Raw genomic sequence first — 22,456 nt, forward strand, 5'->3', positions numbered from 1 at the left:
GATTAAACATCCGCCTCATACTTCAACCCAATTTTTTCCCTGATTCTGTCGAGGGTCTTTAATACAAGGAGGCTGTCGCCATAGCTCCAAAGATCGCTCTCTGTTTTGCCTTCATCCAGGCATTTGTGCACTTCCGCTATCTGATAGTTGAGGCCATTGCTCGGGTAGTCAAACTTCACAAGCCCCCGGGGCTTCCAATCGGTAAAAATATTGATATTGGTTTGTCCCCAAAAAGGCTGATCAATCTGGATACGACTCTTCGACCCGTTGATGCTGGCCACCTGAGTATTATTTGAAATAATGGAGGACGAAAGGCTGGCAATTGCCCCATTGTCATACTCCAGCAGCATAGCACACTGCTCATCTACCCCGGTTGGCCCAATCACTCCGCTGGCCTGTATTTTTGTCGGCTCACCCAGAAGGGCTGTCGTGAGAAAAACAGGGTAAATACCCACGTCGAGCAATGCCCCGCCGCCTAATTCTTTGTTGAAAAGCCGGGCTCCAGGATCATAGGGAGCTTTGAAACCAAAATCAGCCTGGATAGAAACAACATGACCGATCTCTTCCTTTTTCACTATCTCAATCACCCGCTTCATCGACGGAAGAAACCGTGTCCACAAAGCCTCCATTATAAACACACCTGACTCACGGGCCACCTCATATACCTCTTTGGCCTGCTGGTAATTCATGGCAAAGGGTTTCTCGCAAAGAACTGGCTTGCCAAAACGCAGACAGGCCTTGGCCAGAGATGCGTGGGACGGATGAGTAGTGGCAATGTAAACTATGTCAACTTCCTTGTCGAGAATGAGGTCTTCATAGTTGTCGTAAAACGTCTTTGCTTCAAAACGTTCAGCAAAAGCTTCCGCATTTTTTCTGTCTCTTGAGGCCACCGCTACCAGCTGGGCAGTGGGGATCACTTTTAACGCTTCCGCAAATTTGTGGGCAATTCGCCCCAGTCCAACAATCCCCCAGCGATAGGTATTCATTAATTCTCTTTTATTAGAATAGTATTAGACAAATCTTTAGCTAAATACATCAATATTTTCATTTGAACGCCAATTTATAACAATAGTTATACTATCAAACCACTACTTTTAAACCTGCTGAGTGAGAGCAAAGTAGGGAGGCCCTGCTGACCGACGATAATACTTGCTGCCATTTTTCCCAAGCCAGGCCCATGCTTGAAACCATGGCCCGATCCTCCGCCCAGCAACCAAACGTTCGAAGCTTCGGGATGCGTATCCAGAATAAAACTGCCATCGGGCGTATTTGTGTATTGGCAGACCCTGGACTCGGCCAGCGGCAAACTTCCCAGGCCGGGAAACCTGTGATGCACATAGTCCCTTGCCCTTTCTACTTCCGGCTGTTCTGGCATCCGGCTCTGGGTTGTTGGATCAATTTCACGACCCCGCTTGTCAGACGCTACCTTAAAGCCCCTTTGAAAGCCCCCGGGAATGCCATAAAAGCCGCCATCATGGGACATGTCAATCCAGCTGGGTAAATTTGCTTCAAAAAAACTAGCTTTTGCAGCAGGCAAACCAAAGTAATGCACTTCCTGCCGGGTAACAGCCAGGTTTTGTCCAAGCACCTCCGGAAACAACGACTTAAGCCATGGTCCAACAGCGAACAGGTAGATGTCTGTTTCATGCCTGTCCCCTGATGAAGTTTCACAGGTTCCTATTTTACCATTTTTGACTACGCCAGGCTTTAGCGCCTCTGCAACATATTGCCCTCCCTCAGAGACAAATTTTTCCAGCACCGCCTGGCAGCTTTCCCTGGCTTTAAGCACACCAGCTTTTTCTTCCAGGATCAGGTGCGAAAGGTCGGAGCAATTGATATACGAAAATCGATCTGGTACTTCACTGGCTTTGAAAATCTTGTAGGGAAGGTTCAAACCATCCATCTGGGCGACAGCACTCCGCATTTCATTGTCATTTTCACCCACCATCCACAAATTGCCTGTGGTTTGCAGCAATTTTCTGCCTTCCCAGGCTTCCGTTTCCAGCCACATATCGTACGAGTCATTGGCCAGCTTCGTATAAAAGCTATTGTTTCCATATACGCTCCTCATCAACCTTGTTTCTCCACCGGAACTTGACAGGGAATTGCCTGCACCCCATGGGTCAAACAGCGTTACTTTGTAGCCAAGCCTAAGCAAATTCAGCGCTGTCCACCCGCCAAAGGCACCCGCCCCAGCCACAGTAATACGGGTCGATAAAGGAAGCGCAGGCTTAAAAACATCTGCAACATTATCAGCCTCAGCGTATCTGGGAGCAATGGTCGACATATTTTTCCAGGCCATGGGGTATAATTATTTTGATGTGTTATTAGAGTTCAGGTAACTTGATTTTACTTGGTAAATGAAATTTATGTAATATTGAATTAGAACCTTAATTAAAACGAAAATTATGGAAGAACAGGCGTCGGGATTTCTTCTTGCTTGGCACAACTTCATGGAAAATGGAGCCTATATATTGATTGCTCTCGCAGTTATTATATACATCATTACAAAGCTTCGCATTTCCAGTTTTAAAGAGCTTAAGCAGAAGTATGATTTTACCAGCAAGTATGAATCAAAGCTCCTCTGGGTGATGCATTTGTGCATTGCGCTGGCCATTACAGGGTATGCCAACACTTACAAAGACGAGACAGTCGAACTGAACTTTGTGTGGTTCTTCGTTAGGCTGTTTATCACCATTGCCATAGGTACTTTGTACGGTTATGTTGCTTTTCTCATCCTTAAATTCTACTACCCTACGGCCCAATCGAAAAGGCTGAAAAAGTTCAGATATACTCCCCGGGTCAATCCTAAAACTGGCAACAAAATGAAGCTGCTTAGTGAAGAAGAGGAGGACGTTTACCTTGACGAGGGGATGCAGGCGGAAGAGAACATCTTCAGTGTTGATTACGACGTATGGATAGATCAGGAAACAGGCGAAACTAAGATTGAAAAGTATCCGGGCAACCTCATTGCGATAGAGTGCGACAGGTGTGGTTTCCAAACGCTGAAGCTTGAAAGCGAGGAAATCATCAGCGAGGCCACGGAAACAGAGGAAGGCAAAATTGTTCAACACTACAAATGCTCATACTGTAACCGCATAAAGCACAAAGACAAAAAATTGGGGCTGGTTAGAAAAGACGGCCAGTTTATCGTACCGGAGAACGCCACGTTTGTTGATGATCCTTTGTCCGGTAAAAAAGTGATCCTGATCAAGGTGGAGATTCATGCCAAAGACGGTGAATCTAAATCCTTCGAGTTCCAAAACCTTAAAGAGGCGCAGAAATTCATGGACGAGTTTGACTTTGACCGTGTAGTGGAAAAGTGATAGTCGTAGTTCTAAGCCTTCTTTTGAATTGGCTCCAAAGCGATTCATCAGGCACTCTTACTGTGGAGATCAAAGGGATAAAAAACGTAAAGGGCGACATTCGTGTGGCCCTTTACGATTTAAAAGAGAATTTTCTTACGGATCAGCTTTACAAAGGCAAGGTAGAAAAGGTAAGCGGAGAATCGGCCCGGGTGCAATTCACAAGTCTTCCCTTTGGCTCTTATGCCATTAGTGTGTTTCACGACGAGAATGAAAACGGCAAGCTTGACACTGGCCTTTTCGGCATACCAAAAGAACCTTATGGTTTTGGAAATGATTCCATGGGGGTACTTGGCCCCCCTGATTTCGAAGAAGCTTCAGTTACCTTTCAAGCAAAGACTGCCACCCACAGCATCTCGCTTCGATAATTCGTCAGATATTACTATCTCGTAAAAGGAAAAGCATAGTCTACCGACCAATCCAGCCATGAAAGTCTCAACGATAATTATCCGTCTTTCTTTTTTATCGCTTATCACGTCATTTCTTTTGACCTCTTGCGACCATAAAATGTCGGAGGAAGAAGTAGCAGCTTACAAAGTAGCCCATCAAAAATGGCAACAGGAACGAATCGAAAAACTAAAGGCCCCCAACGGCTATGTCAACCTTGCAGGCCTTTACATCCTTAACAAGGGCTTGTCTACCTTTGGGTCAGATTCGTCCAACAAGATTGTATTTCCTGAAAAAGCACCCGCTTTTTTAGGCAAGCTGCGAGTGACTAATACCAAATCTGTACTATATGAGGCCCCTTCTGAGCCTGTGGTCATGATGAAAGAAGAGGGAAAAGACTCAATATGGGAAGCCCCAGCCCTACAGTTGGTTTACGACGACTCTATGCATATGAGTCTGCAAATGAGCCACGAGGCGCTTACCTGGTTTGTCATTAAAAGAGGTGATGAACTGGCAGTGCGCCTTCGGGACTTTGAAAACCCAAAATTAGACTCTCTTCAATCGATCGATTCCTACCCTGTGGATGTAAATTGGGTGATCACCGCTGAATTTGAGCCGTACGATCCCCCTAAAGTGCTGAAAATCCAAAACATCCTTGGCATCACTTATGACCAGCCAAGCCCGGGCAGGCTTGTGTTTGAAAAAGATGGCGAGGAATATGCGCTAGATGTGACAGAAGAAGGTGATGAGTTTTTTGTGACATATGCTGATGAAACAACGGGAGAAGAAACGTACGGAGGTGGCCGCTATATGTATACTACAAAACCAAACAGCAGTGGGGAAGTGGTGATGGACTTTAACAAGGGGTACAATCCACCGTGCGTGTACACACCTTTTGCAACTTGTCCGCTTCCTCCCCCTCAAAACAAGTTGAAGGTGGCAATATTGGCCGGGGAAAAATTTGCCAGCCACTATTGATTGTTCATACTTTTGATCAAAGGATTGGGCTTTTCTGTGCTATTTTCTAATTTCAGGCACCTACCTAAATATATCCGCTGAATGGAAAGCAAATCGCTGGCTTCTAAAATTGGACTCGTGCTGGGGCCAGTCCTTTTCATTATCTTCCAGTTTATAGTACAGCCCGAAGGGATGAGCGAATCGGGCCGGTCGGTTTTGGCCTGCACACTCTGGGTAGCTACGTGGTGGACAACCGAAGCCATTCCCATGGCTGCCACTTCATTATTGCCGATTGTGATACTGCCGTTAACTGGCGGCGCCAAAATCGACACAGTAACAGCCGCTTATGGCAATAAAATTTTATTCCTCTACATGGGAGGCTTTATTATCGCCATTGCCATGGAGAAGTGGAACCTGCACAAAAGAATCGCTCTCACCATTATTTCATGGGTGGGCACCAACAGCCGGGGTATCGTGCTGGGCTTCATCATCGCTACGGCGTTTCTTTCCATGTGGATTTCAAACACAGCCACTTCGCTCATGATGGTGACGATTGGCATAGCTTTGATCAGTCAGCTTGGAGGCATTATCGACAAGAGTGACATGCCCGACAAAGTGAAGCTCAAGGCAAATTTAGGGAAGGCGCTCATGCTCAGCATTGCCTATGCGGCTTCCATTGGAGGCATGGGAACACTGATAGGCACGCCTACCAACGTAGTCTTCTCCGCCATCGCTCAGCAGCTTTTCGATGTCGAAATATCCTTTGCTCTTTGGATGGCTTTTGCGATGCCTCTTGTTGTCGTTCTGTTAACAATCCTCTGGTGGTATATGGTGAGGGTGGCCTACCCTCTGCCAAAAAAGCCCCTTGCAGGAGGCAGGAAGCAAATCGAGGACGACCTGAAAGAACTGGGCAAAATGAGCTGGGAAGAAAAAGCCGTCTTTGCTGTCTTTACCCTAACTGCCTTTTCCTGGATAACCAGCTCATTCCTTCTCAAAAAATTCCTTCCTGGTCTTGACGATACCATCATTGCCATGAGCGGTGCATTGGCTTTGTTTCTGGTGCCTGCTAAAAGTGAAGCGAACAAAATGGTCATGGACTGGGAGTCGGCGGTGAAGCTCCCCTGGGGGATAATTGTTCTGTTCGGTGGCGGGCTGGCATTGGCAGCTGGCTTTCAGGAGTCTGGCCTGGCTGAATGGATTGGCCAGCAAATGTCGTTGCTCGAAGGTGTTAACCTCCTGCTTCTTATTTTCATAATCGCCCTCATGCTCAACTTCTTAACCGAGGTCACTTCCAATGTAGCCACGGCTTCTATCATGCTGCCGATTTTGGCTGCCCTTTCTCAGTCGATTGGCGTGCATCCGTTTGGGCCAATGATCGCCGCTACACTCGCTGCCTCCTGCGCTTTTATGCTACCTATTGCCACTCCACCAAATGCCATTGTATTTAGTTTTGGTCATGTGGAAATGAAAGATATGATTCGAAAAGGCTTTGCACTGAACCTCGCCAGCACGGTGCTGATCACGCTTTCGGTCTATTTTTTGATGGAGCTGGTGCTCGGTATCGACTTGTCAGTGAACCCGTTTTAGGCGGACTACCTCCTGTTGGCAATAAAAACACCCACAAGAATAAGCGCCATGCTTATATAGTGGGTGACAAGCAATCTTTCGCCGTCCAGAAGACCCCATATCACGGCAATGAGTGGTATGATATAAGTAACAGAACTGGTGAACAGGGGTGTTGAAATCTGCACTGTTTTATTGAATATGATTAACGCTATCGCTGTCCCGACAACGCCCAGAATACTTATATAGCCGAGGGCCTCCCAGGCTCCTTTTGTATAAATGATTTTTGTGCTGAAGTCGGTGGCGCTTGCCAGAATAACCAGTGCGAGAGGCAGCACCATAAGCAGCGAAACACTGGTAATTGTCAACGGCTTCAGGTCTGCGAGATACGCCTTGATGATGTTCAGGTTGGTAGCATACATGATGGTAGCAAGCACTACAAACAACGCATAAAAATTGAAGCCTGAGATACCGTCATCGCTCCCGGCAAATATCAAAAGTACTGTACCCACAAAGCCAATGGCAATGCCAATAGCATTCCTTCTGGTGAAAGTGGAACTAAAAAACCAGCTCCCTATCAAAATGGTGAAAAGAGGGGTAAGTGCGTTGAGCGACCCTGCCAGCCCGCTATCGAGATGCGTTTGTGCGAGGGCAAACAAAAAAGCCGGCCCGAAGCTTCCTACAAAACCAGCAAGAAGAAGAATCTGCCAGTTCCGCTTCGAAAGTTTACCAATCCGGCTTACTGCCACCGGCAGAAGGAACAAGCCCGCTGTCACTATACGAAGGGCACCAAGTTCCAATGGAGAATAGACTTCGAGCCCCCTTTTGATCAGAATAAAACTGCTACCCCAAATGAAAGAAAGTGTAATCAGTAAAAGCCATGCGAGTGCTTTGTCACTCATCTGGCTGGCTGGCTTGCTCATATTGTCTATGCCTCCACGAAAGCGTTCATGAATTCCTGCTCCATTTCACAAAGCAGTTCATCAACCTGTTCATAGGCGTCGAACTCTACCAGCTTTTGCCTGTAGGGCTTTATGTTGGGGATATTTCTAAAATAACTGGTGTAGTGCCTGCGCATTTCCAGAATGCCTGTCTTCTCACCTTTCCATTCAACAGAGAACTTAAGGTGCTTTCTGGCCACCTCTATTCTTTGCTTCATGCTCGGCGCTGCCAGCTTTTCTCCGGTTTTCATGAAATGTTTGATCTCATTAAAAATCCATGGATAGCCAATTGCTGCCCTTCCTATCATGATGCCGTCCACTCCATACCTGTTCTTGTATTCAAGCGCCTTTTCCGGAGTGTCAATGTCGCCATTGCCAAAGATCGGTATCTGTATCCTGGGGTTTTCCTTCACTTTTCTGATCAGTGTCCAGTCGGCTTCACCCTTGTAAAGCTGCGCTCTGGTTCGACCATGTATGCTAAGGGCTTTTATCCCTACGTCCTGAAGTCGTTCTGCCACCTCTTCTATGTTGATGCTGCTGTCATCCCAGCCAAGCCTGGTTTTTACTGTCACCGGCAAGCTTGTAGATTTCACCACTGCCTGGGTCAGCCTGACCATCAACGGAATATCCCGCAGCACCCCGGCACCCGCACCTTTGCAGACCACTTTCTTCACCGGGCAACCGTAGTTGATATCCAAAATATCGGGCTGTGTGGCATCCACTATTCTCGCCGACATAGCCATGGCCTCCTCGTCTCCACCAAAAATCTGAATACCAATAGGTTTTTCGTAAGGAAAAATATCGAGCTTCTTGCGGCTTTTTATGGCGTCACGGATGAGGCCTTCGCTGCTGATAAACTCGGTGTACATCAGGTCAGCGCCGTTGTCTTTGCACACTGCACGGAACGGAGGATCACTTACATCCTCCATGGGTGCGAGCAAAAGCGGGAATTCTCCCAGTTCTATGTTACCTATTTTTACCACCGTATGTCTACCTTTAGGGCCGAATGTGACCAGTTGTGTTACATCAGCTAATCTAACAAGATGCAAAAGTACAATAGTTTCCTTGAAATCAGAGATTTGAAGGGGCCGGGGCTTGGCCTGCTTCAGCTGGTTTTATTTTGTTTTGGTGGAATGATCGTGTTTCAGATAATTTCCGTACTGCCGCTGATGCTGCTTTTTAATACTGGGTTTGAAGAAACAATGAGGCTCCTGACGGACATGGGCGACCCACGATCCAAAGTGGCGCTGTACACCACCCAGGCTGTGGGATCGCTCGGAGCGTTTATTCTAGTGCCCCTGTTCTACATCAAACTCTATCAAGGCACAAAAGTAAACACCTATTTTTCCGTTGACACCCGCTATTGGCAGCCATTGACTTATGTCATCCTGATCACTTTCTGTTTCATGGTTGTCAACAGTCTTTTTATAGAATGGAACCTCAACCTGAAGTTCCCGGAGTTTATGAGTGGCTTTGAGCAATGGGCGCAGGCGAAAGAGGAGCAACTCAAGGTCATTACCGACTATCTGACTGACTTCTCCGGTTTTGGCGAACTACTGGTTGCATTACTTGTTGTGGCCATTATACCCGGCATTGGTGAAGAGCTTCTTTTCAGAGGTCTCATCCAAACCCGACTTCAGCAGCTCACACGCAATCCGCATATCGCCATTTGGGTAGCAGCTATATTCTTCAGTGCATTTCATTTTCAGTTCTATGGCTTTGTTCCCCGAATGCTCCTTGGTGCCCTTTTTGGCTACATTTTCTACTGGTCGGGCAGCCTGGTGCTAGCTATGCTGGCGCACTTCTTCAACAATGGCTTCAGCCTGGTGATGCTTTACCTTTACAAAAATGACCTGGTCGACTTCAACATCGACGATACAGAGACGGTGCCTTTGGAAACAGTAGGGTTTTTCTTTATTATTGGTGCTGCCCTCACTTACCTCTTTATTAAGTTTCACAGGAACCTGGAAAACGCTGATGGATAACTGGCAAAAGGTGTTTACTAATAACCAACAGCACAAAGCAGAGATTGTGAAGGCAGTACTAGAGGAAAATGATATTTCCGCTGTGGTAGTTAGCAAAAAAGATTCTCTCTATCAGTTGGGCAACTATGAGGTGTATGTTTCATCTGAGAATGTCCTCAGCGCTGTGAAAATGATCAACGATGACATCCATTTTGAATAGGTTCAACAACCTAACCCAAAGAATTATCGCAGCAGTTATAGGAGCCCCTATCTTGCTCTTTCTGATTATTTACAGCCCCTACACGTATTTTGCCATTTTTTTTATCCTGACTCTTCTTACCCAAATGGAGTTTTACAACCTCGTGCGGCTTCATGGCATTTTGCCGCTGCGCTTCCTGGGTTGCTTTATAGGGGCGATTATATTTTGTCTCACCTTCTTTGTGGAAACAGGAGAGATTGACGGTAAATACGCCTTTCTTATTTTTCCTTTGCTGGCCACCATCTTTTTTATCAAGCTCTACAAGAAAAACGAAAAGAACCCATTTACCAACATTGGTTTTACCTTTCTGGGGATCATTTACGTAGCCGTGCCTTTTGCTCTCCTTAACTTTATTGCCTTCTCGAGGGGCGAATATCATTGGGAGATAATAGTCGGATTGCTACTAATACTTTGGGCAAGCGACACCGGTGCCTACTTTGCCGGAGTCAATTTTGGCAAAACCAAACTTTTCGAAAGAGTGTCTCCAAAGAAGTCCTGGGAAGGAAGTGTGGGAGGGGCCCTGACCTCCCTGGCAATGGCCTATGGCCTTTCCATGTACTTTACTGTGTTGCCTCTCTGGGAATGGCTGTCAGTCTCCGTTATCATCATTGTGGCTGGAACCTATGGTGACCTCGTAGAATCTCTTTTCAAAAGAAGCATGGAGATAAAAGATTCAGGCAAAAGTATTCCAGGGCATGGCGGGTTTTTGGATCGTTTTGATGGATTGTTGCTATCCGTGCCTTTTATTATCGTTTTTCTAAGGCTTCTCTGATTTTACCAGTGTGCTAAGCTCCCATTTCACAGATACTTGACACCTTTGCTAAAAAATGTACATTTCAGCTTTTTTGAGCAAACTTTCTATTGCTTTTAGTAGCTTTGCCACCGAATACAACACATTAACCCTATTATATTTTTATGGCTTACATAGAACCGGCACCGATAAAGGACAAAGAAAATCCTTTCGAATCGATGATGTCCAGGTTTGACATTGCAGCAAAATGTCTTGGACTGGATGATGAGGTGTACAACGTGCTGAAGTCGCCTGTTAAGCAGGTAATAGTGAACCTTCCTATTACCATGGATGATGGCAGCGTACAAGTGTTTGAAGGCTATCGGGTAATTCACTCCAACATTCTTGGCCCTTCTAAAGGTGGCATCCGCTACGACATGGACGTTCACCTGGATGAAGTAAAAGCATTGGCCGCCTGGATGACGTGGAAATGCGCCGTGGTGGACATTCCCTATGGTGGTGCCAAAGGCGGTATCATCTGTAATCCACGCAATATGTCGCCGGGCGAAATCGAACGGTTGACCAGGGCCTATACAGGTGCCCTTGTCGAAATCTTCGGGCCTGACAGAGACATTCCCGCCCCCGATATGGGTACGGGCCCTCGTGAAATGGCCTGGTTGATGGACGAATACTCCCGTGCTCAGGGCATGACTGTGAATGCGGTTGTTACAGGCAAGCCCCTGGTTTTGGGCGGTTCTTTGGGCCGTACTGAGGCTACAGGTCGTGGGGTAATGATTACTGCGCTGGCGGCAATGGAGAAATTGAAAATTAATCCTTACCATGCGAAAGTGGCTGTTCAAGGGTTTGGTAACGTAGGATCATGGGCCGCTACACTTCTGGAAGAAAGAGGTGCCTCGGTCGTTGCTGTGAGCGATATTTCCGGAGCCTACTACAACGACAGCGGAATTGACATTAACAAAGCCATAGAGTATCGGAATGCCAATAACGGCTCACTTGAGGGCTTTAAAGGTGCCGAAAAAATTGCGGGCGATGATCTGCTCACCCTTAACCTCGACGTTTTGGTGCCGGCAGCAAAAGAAGATGTGATTACCGTGCACAACGCAGACCAGATAAAGGCGAAGCTGATTGTGGAAGGCGCCAATGGGCCAACTTCAGCCAAAGCCGATGCTTTGCTGAACGACAAGGGCATCATGGCTGTGCCTGACATCCTGGCCAACGCTGGCGGGGTAACTGTATCCTACTTCGAGTGGGTACAAAACCGCCTTGGTTATAAGTGGACTGCAGACAGGGTGAGCCGGCGGTCTGACCGGATCATGAAGGATGCGTTCAACAACGTGTTCAAAACCTCTCAGGAGTATAATGTTTCTTTAAGGATTGCCGCTTATATTGTAGCCATCGATAAAGTAGCTAAAACTTATAAATTCAGAGGTAGATTTTAGAAAGATGACAATACACAAAGAAGGTAGAACATTATTGCTGGTGATGGCGATTATTTTCATCGGCTTGAACTACGTAGTTTTCAACTATGTGGCAATGTCGCTTATTCATACCCTGGTGCTTGCTGCCAGCATTGTGATCTACCTTCTTGTTCTTCAGTTTTTCAGGCTTCCAACATGCGTGACTCCCGAAGACCCTAAAGCTGTTTACGCACCCGCCGAAGGGAAAGTGGTGGTGATTGAAAAAACCACCGAAGACGAATGCCTGAAAGACGAACGCATACAGATTTCTATTTTTATGTCGCCTCTTAACGTACATGTCAACAGGGCTCCAATCAAAGGAAAAGTAAGCTTTTTTAAATACCACCCAGGAAAATACCTTGTTGCCTGGCACCCGAAGTCGAGCATCGAGAATGAAAGAACGACTGTGGTCATGGAAAACGACAAGGGTGTAAAAGTGCTCTTCCGCCAGATAGCCGGAGCAGTTGCCCGCCGCATCAAGTGGTATGTGAAAGAGGGCGACCAACTGACCCAGGGTGAGGAGTTCGGATTCATTAAGTTCGGCTCCAGGGTCGACGTGTTTTTACCGCTTGACGCCAAAATTGAAGTCAACATCAACGACAAAACTACAGGCGGCAAAACGGTGATTGCCAGGCTGGCCTAAAGCATATCGCTTCCAGATCGCTGGTTTAGTGAAAAGAAATTTATATCTTTTCATAAAAACCAACCCTTACATACTATGTCATCTACTAATTATGCTGGATTTTGGCTACGCTTTGTGGCCTACATTATTGACTATATCATAGTCTATACAGTCCAATCTTTTGTTCTGTTGCCAATTTTTGCCGCTCTGGGTTTTGGCTTTGCCACCACACCCGGCTTGTTTGACGATTCCATGAGCACTGAAGAAGCGATAGGGCTTTTTGCCGCTCTCGCTAGCATTGCCAGCGTTACCTTCTTAATTACTCTCACTATTCAGGTGCTCTATTACTCTTTTATGGAGTCAAGTAAGTACCAGGCAACCGTGGGCAAAATAGCTCTTGGCCTAAAAGTAACCGACATGGAAGGCAACAAACTCGATTTTGGAAAAGCCCTGCTCCGAAACCTGGGTAAGATTGTTTCTTCGATGATCCTCGGCATTGGTTATATCATGGCGGGCTTCACAGAAAAGAAGCAAGGCCTTCATGATATGATTGCCAGCACGTTGGTAGTTAAGAAGTGATTTGAAGCATATCAATGATTTGCTCGAGGTAGCGCTGGTCTACCTCGTCAAACTCATTGAGTCTGTCGCTGTCCACATCAAGAACGCCAAGCACTTTTCCGTCTCGAATGATTGGCAGCACTATTTCCGATTTTGAATCGCCGCTGCAAGCTATATGACCGGGAAACTGATCAACATCCGGCACAATAAAGGTTCTGGCCTCCTTCCATGAAGAGCCACACACGCCTTTACCCAGGTTGATTCTGGTACAAGCGATTGGCCCCTGAAACGGCCCAAGCACCAGCTGGTCTTCTTTGACCATATAAAAACCAACCCAAAAAAAGCCCATCCCGTACTTCAGAGCCGCCGCAATATTGGCCAGGTTGGCCGTAAGATCTGGCTCGCCGGCAATCAACGCTTCAATCTGAGGCACAAGTGATTGGTATTTATCTTGCTTAGTCGCTTCCTGCGGAATAAAAAGAGTTTCAGCCATTAGTCTCTTGTATAAATAATCAATGTATCACCCAAAATATCTTCCTTACTTAAAATAGTGCCTCCGCAAACCGGAGCCTTTATGCCCGTGGTAAATGTCGTGGGCGCATAAAAAACCCTGGCCTCGTCCCAAAGGTTCATTTCTATAAACGATTCCAGCGTTTTGGCTCCACCCTCTATAATCACCGATCGGATATTTTTCCTATGCAAATCAGCCAGCACCTCCGACAAGTAGTGATGTGCGTCGACCTTTACAAGCTCAAGGTTAGCCTCCAGCGACTCTCGTATGGTTGTATAGATGATCGTCGAAACGGAGCCGTCAAGCACATGGTAGTTACCATCCAACTCGTCACCCGGATCCAGCACTACCCGCACAGGGTTTTTGCCTGGCCAGTCCCTGGCAGTCAACTGCGGATTGTCGTAAACTACGGTATTGCTGCCGACCAAAATAGCATCCTCTTCTGTCCGCCATTTGTGCACCAGCTTTCTTGAATAGGCGTTGCTGATCCACTTCGAGTCATGGTTTTCCCGAGCAACAAAACCATCCATGGTTTGCGCCCATTTCAGGATGATGTAAGGCCTGTGGTCTTTCATGGCCGTTAAAAACCGCCTGTTCATCCATTCGGCCTCCTCAGCCAGCAATCCCACCTGCACATGGATACCTGCCTGTTTCAGTCTGGCGATACCCCGGCCAGCCACTTGCGGATTGGGGTCTTCAACAGCCACTATCACCTCTGCCACTTTTTTTTCTATCAAAAGATCGGCACATGGTGGTGTTTTGCCAAAGTGAAAGCAAGGCTCAAGCGTGACATACACAGTAGCGCCTTTAAGCTGCTCAGGATGTTTTACGGCATTCACAGCGTTTACTTCGGCATGGCCCTCTCCATATTTGCGATGCCAGCCTTCCCCAATGACCAGGCCGTCTTTCACTATTACACAGCCAACCAGTGGATTAGGGCTCACACTACCCAAACCTAACTGCGCCAGTTCAATGGCCCGCCGCATGAATACCTGGTGTTGTTCCAAATCAATTGCTATTTGCCTCATAAATTTGACATAAATTGTGAGACAAAAAAATTATTGCCTTGCCTATCCCCGCTATTACTTCTGCCGACAAACTATTCACCGAAGTGGCCAATCAACTGATCCTGATTTGTGGCGCCAATGAAGCACAAAGCATCACCGGCTACTTGCTGGAGGGAGTGCTGGGAATAACTGCCGGCGACAGGCTAGCCAAAAAACAACTGGAGCTATCCGAGGATGATAGGGCTAGGCTTGACGAAGCAGTTAAAAGGCTCAAAAATGAAGAGCCAGTACAACATGTGGTGGGCTACGGATGGTTCTACGGTAGAAAATTCTTTGTGAACAAAGATGTGCTGATTCCCCGACCCGAAACAGAAGAGTTGGTTCACTGGATTATCAATTCTCAAAAGAAGCCAACCAAGATCAGCCTCCTGGACATAGGTACAGGCAGTGGCTGCATCCCCATCATCATTAAGCTGGAAATGCCAACCTTTCAATGTGAGGGCTGGGATGTTTCCGAACCAGCCTTGGCAGTTGCCAGAAAGAATGCGGGTCGGCTGAGAGCTGAGGTACATTTTAAACAAGTCAATATTCTTGAGGCAACGATCGATAAAGGGGCTTTTGATATCATAGTTAGTAACCCTCCTTATGTCAGAGTTTCCGAAAAGCCTTTAATGAGCAAAAACGTTTTGGCATTTGATCCCAGCCTGGCCCTGTTTGTCGGCGACAATGATCCGCTTATTTTTTACAAAAGAATTGCAACGCTGGCCAAAACAGGCTTGAAAAAGGAAGGCTGGCTCTGCTTCGAGATCAACGAAGCTTTTGGCCCGGAAATGAAAGATTTGCTTGATTCATTGGGTTACTCTCAAATCGAACTGCGGCAGGACATCAATGGCAAAGACCGGATGATCAGAGGGCAGGTCGGCTAAAGCTGTTCCTCAAGAAGAAAAGCCTGCCCGGATTGAATATAAACCAAGCTATCCTTCTCAACGGAAAGAGTCGCCTTGTCCAAAAGTTGCTTGGATGGCTTTGCAGTAAACCCGCTCCACATAAACTCCTGTGGCTCATCCAGCGACTTTACGCTGAGCTGGGTGCCTGCTGGCTGCCATTTGCTGTATTTCCCTTGTCGGATCCACAGCCAACGGCTCGTTTCACAATAGAAAACAATGTCCATATTGGCGAAAAAGAGTGCTAACTCCGAAAGGGATAAATCAAAAGCAGAGGCAAAAATATTAACCGCCTTGTATCTCTTTGCCAAAAGGTAATGAAGGGCAGCAATGACATCATTCTGTTCACTTATTCTTTCCAAAATGGTCAAGGGGGCGAAAGCTTCCCAGACGGCGGCGTGTTGAATTTTTTCTTCATGGGTCGCCACCACTACATCGGGCTTGATTCCCAGGGTGGTTAACACCTCCACCTCTCCGGCGGGCACCACAATCGTCGGGCTCCACTCCAGCAAGCTTGCCAGCGTTTCGTTGCGAAGCCATGCGGCATTCAGCGCCAGCAAAGCTGGTTCCTGCTCATCTCGAACGATATGGTGTGAAGACATTAGCAGTGATTTACAAAAACACGAAGATGACTATTTCTTCCACGTTTTCATAAGGTTGTCGTTCACTTGTCGAATCTCCGCCCAGGTCCATATTTCCTTTGGCTTTGTCGACTGATAAGCCTTGCGGTAAAAAGAAATGACAGTATTTTCCAGCAACTCCGGAGCAATGGATGATGAGTAGAACCGCCTGTTAAAAGGGTGATCAAAACGTATTTCCTTGTCTTTAATAGAAGGGCCAAGCCGAAGAATAGGCCCGGTGTCTGTCACATCGGCACCTGTCCACTTCTCACCGGAAGTTTCCAGGCCATTTAGCTTATCTATAAGCGGCTGAAAGTTAATCCTGGGGTAAGGGTTTCGGCCGTAGGCGTCTACCCATGTCGTGTATTTATACTCTAACTCAAACTGGTTTCCCGGGTAAATGGTCAGCACCATATCTGTCTGCGCCGATTTCCCGAAAAGCGCATAATAATGAAGAGGCATTGGAGCATGAACCACAAGAAGCCGTATGTCTTCATAGAACTCCACACTGCCCTGGCTGGCCAACAGCGATAAGTGTTGATTGGCCAGTTGATATTCCTCTTCCCAATCTTTGCGAAACACCTCAGGGTCATTCAAAGCCTTTTCAAACGCCGGCAAAAAGAAGGTGTACTTTTCTACGCAGGCCTCTTCTTCCAGGTAGGCTTTTCCGAAAGGGGCATAAAACTTTTTCTTTTCTACACTATTCAGCCACGCCACAAGTTTCAGCGCCTGGTCAGCGAGCGCTGCGTCTTCCGGGAGCTCCCTGAAATCTCCCAGCAAAGCCATTGCCTTCAACAAATGCTGGTGCTTTAGCGCCAGCTCTGGATTCAGCAGAGACCAAATGCCGATAAACCCGTCTACGTCGAAGTGGTTATTCGTGACAAACCTGGCCGCCTCCGGCACAGCGCCCTTCACCAAAGCGTTGATGGCAATGGCAGCACTGGTGTCCTCGGCAAGTTCAGCAGGAGGGCCCGCTCCCCTCCAGTGGCTCAAATTGAGCCTGCCAGGAAGGAAGCAGTCTACTCCAATCACCTGATGGTGATCAAGTTTTTTGGCTTCAGCAAACGGAATGAATTCCATTAAAACCTCACAGATAAAGCTGCCAGAAAGTTCCTCGTTGCCTGAGGATAATAGTAGTTTTCTCGCACCTCATAAGCGCCCCCGAAGTATCCGAAGGTATATCCATTAGAGGAGTACAGCGTGCTGAATACGTTGTTCACCAACAAGCTGAGGCCTATTCTTTCTACCCATGCTGGTTTCCACTCATAGGTAAACCGGAGATCATTGACAAAGTAGGGATCGATAGAGCGGGATTCCATCTGCGTGTTGTCCATGTATTGACGGCCAACATACTTGGTAAGCAGCCCTGCTTCAAAGGCGGGAATCGGGCGGTAGAAAAGCTGAGACCCCGCAACGACATTGGGAGAGAAAGAGATGTCAGTGTTTTTGTAGACATTTCTGACCTCGTTGTATTCGTCAAAGTTGGTGCCGTAGTCGTAAAGCACTTCAGTGAACTCTTTGATTTTGTTTCTGCTCAAAGTCAGGTTGGCGTTCCATGTTAGCTGGTTGGTTAGCTGTACTGAGCCCTGTAGTTCGAGCCCAGCCCGGTAGCTGTCGGCCACATTGGTACGGACGGAGGAGCCAACGTCGTTAACCTCGCCAGTCAATACCAACTGATCTTTGTAGTCCATCAGATAGAGGTTGGCACCAGCCGAGTAGCGCTTACCGGCCGTTTTGTATCCGGCTTCCCAGTTACCCAGCGTTTCGGGTGCCGGCACTTTTCCAGCTGGAGCATCAATGAAGTCGCTTCGGATAGGCTCTCTGTGGGCAACGCTGTAAGAAGCGTAAAGCTGGGAAGTCCCTTCAAGGGCATAAGTAAGGCCTGCCTTTGGATTGAAAAAGAAGAAATTCTCGTCCACATCAATAGCGGCCTGGTCGCTGTCAACCCCTTCGGTAGTGTAGCCAATCGTACGGATTTGCAGATCGCCGTAGGCATTCAGCCTGTCGGTAAGTTGATAGTTGGCTTTCAGGTAGCTATTGAAGTCCTTCTTCAGCGCATTGCTTTCGTAATACCTGTCTCTGATTTCGGAATTGCTTGCATATCTGGCCCAGATGATCTCGCCAAAGTGATCTCCATCGTACACATTGAGGCCTCCGCCCAACGTTGTCTGCCACTTCTCGCCACTGTAGTTGATGCTATAGGTAAACCCGTAGAAATCATTGTCAAGCCAGCGACGGCGAATCAAATCTGTGGTCTCAACGGTAGTGTTTTCTATCACGATCGGGTCGAGCCCGTAGTCAGAAAAGTCGTCGCCCTCCCGGTACTGCTCATAGTAGCCACGGCCATAAGTGTAATGCAATGCACCGTTAACCGACCACTCTTTGCTCAGCTGATGCGTCAGGTGAAGCTGGTAGTGGTCTTGCTGGTAGTTATCAACCTCGTTGTCGTACTGATAGTAGTTGAAAGTGCGGCCTGAGTTCAGCAAGTTGTCTGCCTGAGCCTGCGAATACCCGTTGTTGGCGATCACCTCCTGCATGCCCTCCTCGTCGTTGTTGAGTCTCGCTTCAGGCGTACCCCACCACGACTGGTAGGTAACTTCTTTGCCTCCAAACACAAGCGCTTTCACAATGGTTTTCTTGCCGTAATAGCCTCCGGAAAGGAAATAAGATTGTAAATCTGACGACGCCCTGTCGATATAACCGTCGGAAGCAATTTTTGACAGCCTGCCTTCAAACGACCAGTGGTCCTTGATGAGACCGGTGTTGTACACAATGTTGTGTTTTCTTGTTCCGTAAGAGCCAAAAGAGTTGTTGATCTCGCCAAAACCTTCGGTGGAGGGCATGGAAGTTTGGAGGTTGATGGTGGCACCAAACGCACCCGCTCCATTGGTCGAAGCACCCACACCCCGCTGGATCTGAATATTGTTGGTAGACGAGGCAAGGTCAGGCGTATTGACCCAGAAAGTGCCATGCGACTCTGAATCATTGAGCGGAACACCGTTAATGGTCACATTGATCCGGGTAGCATCGCTTCCTCTGATCCGGATGCCGGTGTAACCAACTCCAGCACCTGCATCGGAAGTTGTCACCACCGATGGCGACCAGTTGACCAACATCGGCATGTCCTGGCCAAGGTTTTGCGCCTTTATTTCCTTGTTGGAAATAGTGGAAAATGTCATCGGCGTTTTCTCATTGGCCCGTGTTGAGGACACAATGATGCCCTCATCGAGCAGCAGGTCTTTGGAAAGACTAAAGTTCATGACTTCATCTGTACCAAGTGAAATTGCTTTCTCAACCGTTTCATACCCTACAAAAGACACTTTGATAGTCACCTGCCCTGTGGGCAGTCCTGTCAGGTAGTAGTTACCCAAATTATTGGTGGAAACTCCTTTTCCACTCCCTACAATGACCACATTAGCCCCCGGTAGGGCCTCATTCGTTTCTGCGTCAGTCACTTTGCCTGAAAGCGACTGGGCATCGGCATTCGCTCCTGCGAACACACCCGTCAGTGCCAGCCATAAGCTGACGCCCAACATTTTTTTGTTAAACATGTACCTTAAATTTTTCGGTTAAACATCAGTGGCATCAAGGGGTTTCTGCCACCTTAACGTTTCACCTCCTTTCCCTTGCGCCGGCATTACCCGGATCAGGTTCAAAGGGTATAATCTCAGCCCGAACTTATTCCGCCTACTGGCAGATAGGGCACCCCTGGTAAAATTACGCTGCTAAGGTAAGGAAGAATTTAGATAGGAATCAAATCGATGGAGCCGACAGCCCTGAAATGAAACCTATTTCAGACAATCAACGAGCCTACTTTCGCAATGGCCAATTGGAGCCTTTCTTCCTCATTACCACTCACTAACGAGTAGGGAAAGCCTTCCTTTTCGAGATAGCTTTTATAAATGTCAAAAAAATAATCCCGCATGTGTGGATGTTCCCTCAGTGGATCCTCCACCCAGGGCATGTCGATATCGGTAAGGAAAAAATAATCATATTTCATATGATCAACCTGCTCTGCAATCCAGGGATCACATCGGCCATAGCTGTGTTCGCTCCACACTTTAACGACGATAAGTGTGGTGTCGCAAAACAAAAAGTTGTTGGCGCCTCGAAATAATTGCTCCTCTTTCGCTTTCTGACCTTTTGCAATGGTCAACAAATCACTTTCCTCGTACGGTCGATTAATGTCTATAAGGTATTGCCTGGCAAACTCGGGTACCCACTGTGTTTGAAAATGGGCTGCCAGCTGGAGGCTCAAAGTTGACTTGCCAGTTGATTCGGGGCCTATAATGCCAATCCTTTTGGTCATACGGCCTCCTTCGTTTGCTGCTTCACATCATTTATCCATGCAACAAGTCCTATCACTGCAATTATTGTAAAAATGAAAAACTGAAAGCTGGCCAGTAATAGTCCTTTGTAGAAGTAAAGTGGCACGGAAATCAAGTCGCCTACAATCCATGCCACCCAGTTTTCCACCTTCTTTTTTGCCATGAGCCACATGCCCACTATGAAAATGGCCGTGGTCAAAGAGTCCCACAAGGGCACGTCACTATCGGTATGTTGGGTAAGAATGTAATACCAGAAGGCAAATGATCCAATCAGGAAAAAGGCTGTAATTACATTTTCTCTTTGGCTGTTATAGCTAACAGGAAGGGCTTCTTCACCGGGAGTCTTTTTACTCCAGAGAATCCATCCATACACGCTCATGGCAGTGTAATAAACATTGATGGCCATGTCGGCATAAAGCTTGGCCGGAAAGCAGATATAGACAAAAATGATGGTACTTACTATTCCGGTAGGGAAAACCAAAATGTCTCGCCGCATGGAATACCAGACGCTCAAAAGCCCAAAGAATACGGCTATTGCTTCCAGCCAGGTCATTTGTTGCACGCCAATTTTCAATCCTTCCAGAAACCACTCCATGCCCAAATATTCTTTCGTTAAAATTAATTTCGAACTAACCGTTCCGAATAATCTTTAATATCTTTAATTTTGCCCCGCAAATAATATCACGTAAATTATTATTTGCAAATGGCCCTCAACAACTCCAAGTTCAAGTACGAAGCGCTCACTTACGACGACGTACTATTACTCCCAGCGTATTCTGAAGTACTTCCACGCCAGACTGATACTTCGACGCAACTTACCAGAAATATCAGACTTAATGTGCCTCTGGTGTCTGCGGCTATGGACACGGTCACCGAATATTCTCTTGCCATTGCTATGGCTTTGGAAGGTGGTCTTGGTTTCATTCACAAAAACATGTCGATAGAGGCCCAGGCAGAGCAGGTTCGAAAAGTGAAGCGCTCTCAAAGTGGCATGATCCTCGATCCCATCACACTTGATGTGAACTCGACTGTAGGCGATGCCGTCGCCATCATGCGTGAATTCAAGATTGGTGGCATCCCGGTCATTGATGGTGACAGAAAACTGGTAGGCATCATTACCAACCGGGATTTGCGCTTTCAGAAAAAAATGAACGTACCTGTAAAGGACGTGATGACCACCGGTAAGCTGATTACAGCAGATGTGGGCATCGACCTGGCGCAGGCAGAGGACATTTTGCAGGAGTTTAAAATTGAGAAACTTCCCATCGTTGACAAGTCAGGCAGGCTGAGTGGCTTAATTACTTATAAAGACATTTTAAAGAAAAAAGATCGTCCCTACGCATGTAAGGATGAGTTTGGCAGGCTTAGAGTGGGCGCTGCGGTAGGCGTTACCGAAGACATTTTGGATCGGGTTGATTTGTTGATAAAAGCTGGCGTGGACGTAATCAGTATTGACACCGCACACGGTCATTCCAAAGGAGTTATTGACACCGCCAAAAGGGTGAAGAAGGCCTATCCCGACCTCGACATGATTGTTGGAAACATTGCTACTGGCGAAGCGGCCAAAGCGCTTGTTGATGCAGGTGCCGACGCTGTGAAAGTAGGCGTTGGCCCGGGCAGTATCTGCACCACCAGAATCATAGCTGGCGTGGGCGTACCTCAGCTGTCAGCAGTGGTAGAGTCCGCAGAGGCCATCAAAGGCAGCGGAGTGCCCGTTATAGCCGATGGTGGTGTGCGCTTCTCTGGCGACCTTGTGAAAGCTATTGCAGGTGGTGCCAGCAGCATCATGATCGGGTCGCTACTGGCTGGAACAGAGGAGGCACCTGGCGAGATCATTATTTACGAAGGAAGAAAGTTTAAGACATACCGCGGCATGGGCTCAGTGGAAGCAATGGAAAGTGGCTCTAAAGACCGCTACTTCCAGGACGCTGAGGACGACGTGAAAAAGCTGGTGCCGGAAGGCATTGTGGGGCGGGTTCCATTCAAGGGCCTGGTTTCGGAAGTGCTGTACCAACTCGTGGGCGGACTGAAAGCCGGGATGGGTTATTGCGGAGCTGCTGGCATCGAAGACTTGCAGAAAGCCCAATTTGTTAAAATTACAGCCGCTGGTGTTCGTGAAAGTCACCCGCACGACATCGCCGTTACCAGAGAGGCTCCCAATTATTCGTCGAGATAACAGTTATCAACATGGTATAATAAAAGCTGTCTTTGGGCAGCTTTTA

Annotated in this window: 23 protein-coding genes and 1 riboswitch; of the genes, 12 read left to right on the plus strand and 11 right to left on the minus strand. The window is 47.4% G+C overall.

What is annotated here, in order from left to right:
- Positions 1–2: 2 nt before the first annotated feature.
- Together AAC052_RS11325 and AAC052_RS11330 are read right to left on the minus strand one after the other, a co-directional pair.
- Complete coding sequence (locus AAC052_RS11325; protein ID WP_339813315.1) at positions 3–986, minus strand: Gfo/Idh/MocA family oxidoreductase; 984 nt, start codon at positions 984–986, stop codon at positions 3–5.
- 86 nt (positions 987–1,072) lie between these two features.
- Positions 1,073–2,302 (minus strand): FAD-dependent oxidoreductase, encoded by a 1,230-nt coding sequence (locus AAC052_RS11330; RefSeq protein WP_339813316.1) that lies wholly within the window; start codon positions 2,300–2,302, stop codon positions 1,073–1,075.
- A gap of 106 nt (positions 2,303–2,408) precedes the next feature.
- Between AAC052_RS11330 and AAC052_RS11335 the strand changes: the two genes are divergently transcribed.
- The 4 genes from AAC052_RS11335 to AAC052_RS11350 all read left to right on the plus strand — a co-directional run bounded on the left by AAC052_RS11335 (position 2,409) and on the right by AAC052_RS11350 (position 6,296).
- Positions 2,409–3,326 (plus strand): hypothetical protein, encoded by a 918-nt coding sequence (locus AAC052_RS11335; RefSeq protein WP_339813319.1) that lies wholly within the window; start codon positions 2,409–2,411, stop codon positions 3,324–3,326.
- Between the two features lie 23 nt (positions 3,327–3,349).
- Positions 3,350–3,733 (plus strand): DUF2141 domain-containing protein, encoded by a 384-nt coding sequence (locus AAC052_RS11340; protein WP_339813320.1) that lies wholly within the window; start codon positions 3,350–3,352, stop codon positions 3,731–3,733.
- Positions 3,734–3,791: 58 nt separating this feature from the next.
- Positions 3,792–4,730, plus strand: coding sequence for a DUF1684 domain-containing protein (locus AAC052_RS11345; protein WP_317489214.1), 939 nt, complete (start codon positions 3,792–3,794; stop codon positions 4,728–4,730).
- Positions 4,731–4,811: 81 nt separating this feature from the next.
- Entirely contained in the window at positions 4,812–6,296 is a 1,485-nt protein-coding gene (locus AAC052_RS11350) for a DASS family sodium-coupled anion symporter (protein ID WP_339813321.1), read from the plus strand.
- 5 nt (positions 6,297–6,301) lie between these two features.
- Here the strand turns inward: AAC052_RS11350 and AAC052_RS11355 are convergent, their stop codons facing one another.
- Both AAC052_RS11355 and dusB read right to left on the minus strand, forming a co-directional pair.
- The gene (locus tag AAC052_RS11355; protein WP_339813322.1) at positions 6,302–7,174 is read right to left on the minus strand and encodes a DMT family transporter; all 873 of its coding nucleotides are present in this window, start codon (positions 7,172–7,174) and stop codon (positions 6,302–6,304) included.
- A 26-nt stretch (positions 7,175–7,200) separates the two neighbouring features.
- Positions 7,201–8,196: a tRNA dihydrouridine synthase DusB gene (dusB, locus tag AAC052_RS11360; RefSeq protein ID WP_339813677.1), complete on the minus strand. Its 996-nt coding sequence runs from the start codon at positions 8,194–8,196 to the stop codon at positions 7,201–7,203.
- 60 nt (positions 8,197–8,256) lie between these two features.
- Here dusB and AAC052_RS11365 point away from each other — a divergent pair, with 60 nt between their 5' ends.
- From AAC052_RS11365 to AAC052_RS11390, 6 genes are all read left to right on the plus strand, one after another.
- Positions 8,257–9,198 (plus strand): CPBP family intramembrane glutamic endopeptidase, encoded by a 942-nt coding sequence (locus tag AAC052_RS11365; RefSeq protein WP_339813323.1) that lies wholly within the window; start codon positions 8,257–8,259, stop codon positions 9,196–9,198.
- The gene (locus AAC052_RS11370) at positions 9,191–9,397 is read left to right on the plus strand and encodes a DUF2007 domain-containing protein (protein WP_151997733.1); all 207 of its coding nucleotides are present in this window, start codon (positions 9,191–9,193) and stop codon (positions 9,395–9,397) included. Before AAC052_RS11365 ends, AAC052_RS11370 begins: the two co-directional genes overlap by 8 nt.
- A complete protein-coding gene (locus tag AAC052_RS11375) occupies positions 9,378–10,208 on the plus strand; it encodes a phosphatidate cytidylyltransferase (protein ID WP_317489210.1) in 831 nt (276 codons plus the stop codon). Before AAC052_RS11370 ends, AAC052_RS11375 begins: the two co-directional genes overlap by 20 nt.
- Positions 10,209–10,351: 143 nt before the next feature.
- The gene (locus AAC052_RS11380; RefSeq protein ID WP_317489209.1) at positions 10,352–11,626 is read left to right on the plus strand and encodes a Glu/Leu/Phe/Val dehydrogenase; all 1,275 of its coding nucleotides are present in this window, start codon (positions 10,352–10,354) and stop codon (positions 11,624–11,626) included.
- Positions 11,627–11,630: 4 nt separating this feature from the next.
- A complete protein-coding gene (locus tag AAC052_RS11385) occupies positions 11,631–12,287 on the plus strand; it encodes a phosphatidylserine decarboxylase family protein (RefSeq protein ID WP_317489208.1) in 657 nt (218 codons plus the stop codon).
- A 75-nt stretch (positions 12,288–12,362) separates the two neighbouring features.
- Complete coding sequence (locus tag AAC052_RS11390) at positions 12,363–12,845, plus strand: RDD family protein (RefSeq protein WP_317489207.1); 483 nt, start codon at positions 12,363–12,365, stop codon at positions 12,843–12,845.
- Here the strand turns inward: AAC052_RS11390 and AAC052_RS11395 are convergent.
- Together AAC052_RS11395 and ribD are read right to left on the minus strand one after the other, a co-directional pair.
- The gene (locus AAC052_RS11395; protein WP_339813327.1) at positions 12,835–13,317 is read right to left on the minus strand and encodes a GAF domain-containing protein; all 483 of its coding nucleotides are present in this window, start codon (positions 13,315–13,317) and stop codon (positions 12,835–12,837) included. The two genes, AAC052_RS11390 and AAC052_RS11395, sit on opposite strands and share 11 nt — an antisense overlap.
- Positions 13,317–14,363, minus strand: coding sequence for a bifunctional diaminohydroxyphosphoribosylaminopyrimidine deaminase/5-amino-6-(5-phosphoribosylamino)uracil reductase RibD (gene ribD / locus AAC052_RS11400; protein WP_339813328.1), 1,047 nt, complete (start codon positions 14,361–14,363; stop codon positions 13,317–13,319). The genes AAC052_RS11395 and ribD overlap by 1 nt, the downstream gene beginning before the upstream one ends.
- Positions 14,364–14,401: 38 nt before the next feature.
- Between ribD and prmC the strand changes: the two genes are divergently transcribed.
- Entirely contained in the window at positions 14,402–15,268 is an 867-nt protein-coding gene (prmC, locus tag AAC052_RS11405) for a peptide chain release factor N(5)-glutamine methyltransferase (protein ID WP_339813330.1), read from the plus strand.
- Here prmC and AAC052_RS11410 read toward each other — a convergent pair.
- From AAC052_RS11410 to pnuC, 5 genes are all read right to left on the minus strand, one after another.
- Complete coding sequence (locus AAC052_RS11410; RefSeq protein WP_339813333.1) at positions 15,265–15,888, minus strand: hypothetical protein; 624 nt, start codon at positions 15,886–15,888, stop codon at positions 15,265–15,267. The genes prmC and AAC052_RS11410 overlap by 4 nt on opposite strands.
- Positions 15,889–15,918: 30 nt before the next feature.
- On the minus strand, positions 15,919–16,986 hold the full coding sequence (locus AAC052_RS11415) for a DUF6687 family protein (RefSeq protein WP_339813334.1): 1,068 nt from the start codon (positions 16,984–16,986) through the stop codon (positions 15,919–15,921).
- Entirely contained in the window at positions 16,986–19,457 is a 2,472-nt protein-coding gene (locus AAC052_RS11420; RefSeq protein WP_339813335.1) for a TonB-dependent receptor, read from the minus strand. Before AAC052_RS11420 ends, AAC052_RS11415 begins: the two co-directional genes overlap by 1 nt.
- 53 nt (positions 19,458–19,510) lie before the next feature.
- A riboswitch (TPP riboswitch) is annotated at positions 19,511–19,626 on the minus strand.
- Positions 19,627–19,699: 73 nt separating this feature from the next.
- Positions 19,700–20,215, minus strand: coding sequence for an ATP-binding protein (locus tag AAC052_RS11425; RefSeq protein ID WP_339813337.1), 516 nt, complete (start codon positions 20,213–20,215; stop codon positions 19,700–19,702).
- Positions 20,212–20,829 (minus strand): nicotinamide riboside transporter PnuC, encoded by a 618-nt coding sequence (gene pnuC / locus AAC052_RS11430; protein WP_317489199.1) that lies wholly within the window; start codon positions 20,827–20,829, stop codon positions 20,212–20,214. The genes AAC052_RS11425 and pnuC overlap by 4 nt, the downstream gene beginning before the upstream one ends.
- A gap of 108 nt (positions 20,830–20,937) precedes the next feature.
- On the opposite strand from pnuC, the gene guaB reads away from it, so the two are divergent.
- Positions 20,938–22,410, plus strand: a complete 1,473-nt coding sequence (guaB, locus tag AAC052_RS11435) for an IMP dehydrogenase (protein WP_317489198.1) — start codon at positions 20,938–20,940, stop codon at positions 22,408–22,410.
- The last annotated feature ends 46 nt before the right edge of the window (positions 22,411–22,456 follow it).

The sequence above is a fragment of the uncultured Imperialibacter sp. genome, assembly GCF_963974565.1.
Taxonomy (GTDB): domain Bacteria; phylum Bacteroidota; class Bacteroidia; order Cytophagales; family Cyclobacteriaceae; genus Imperialibacter; species Imperialibacter roseus.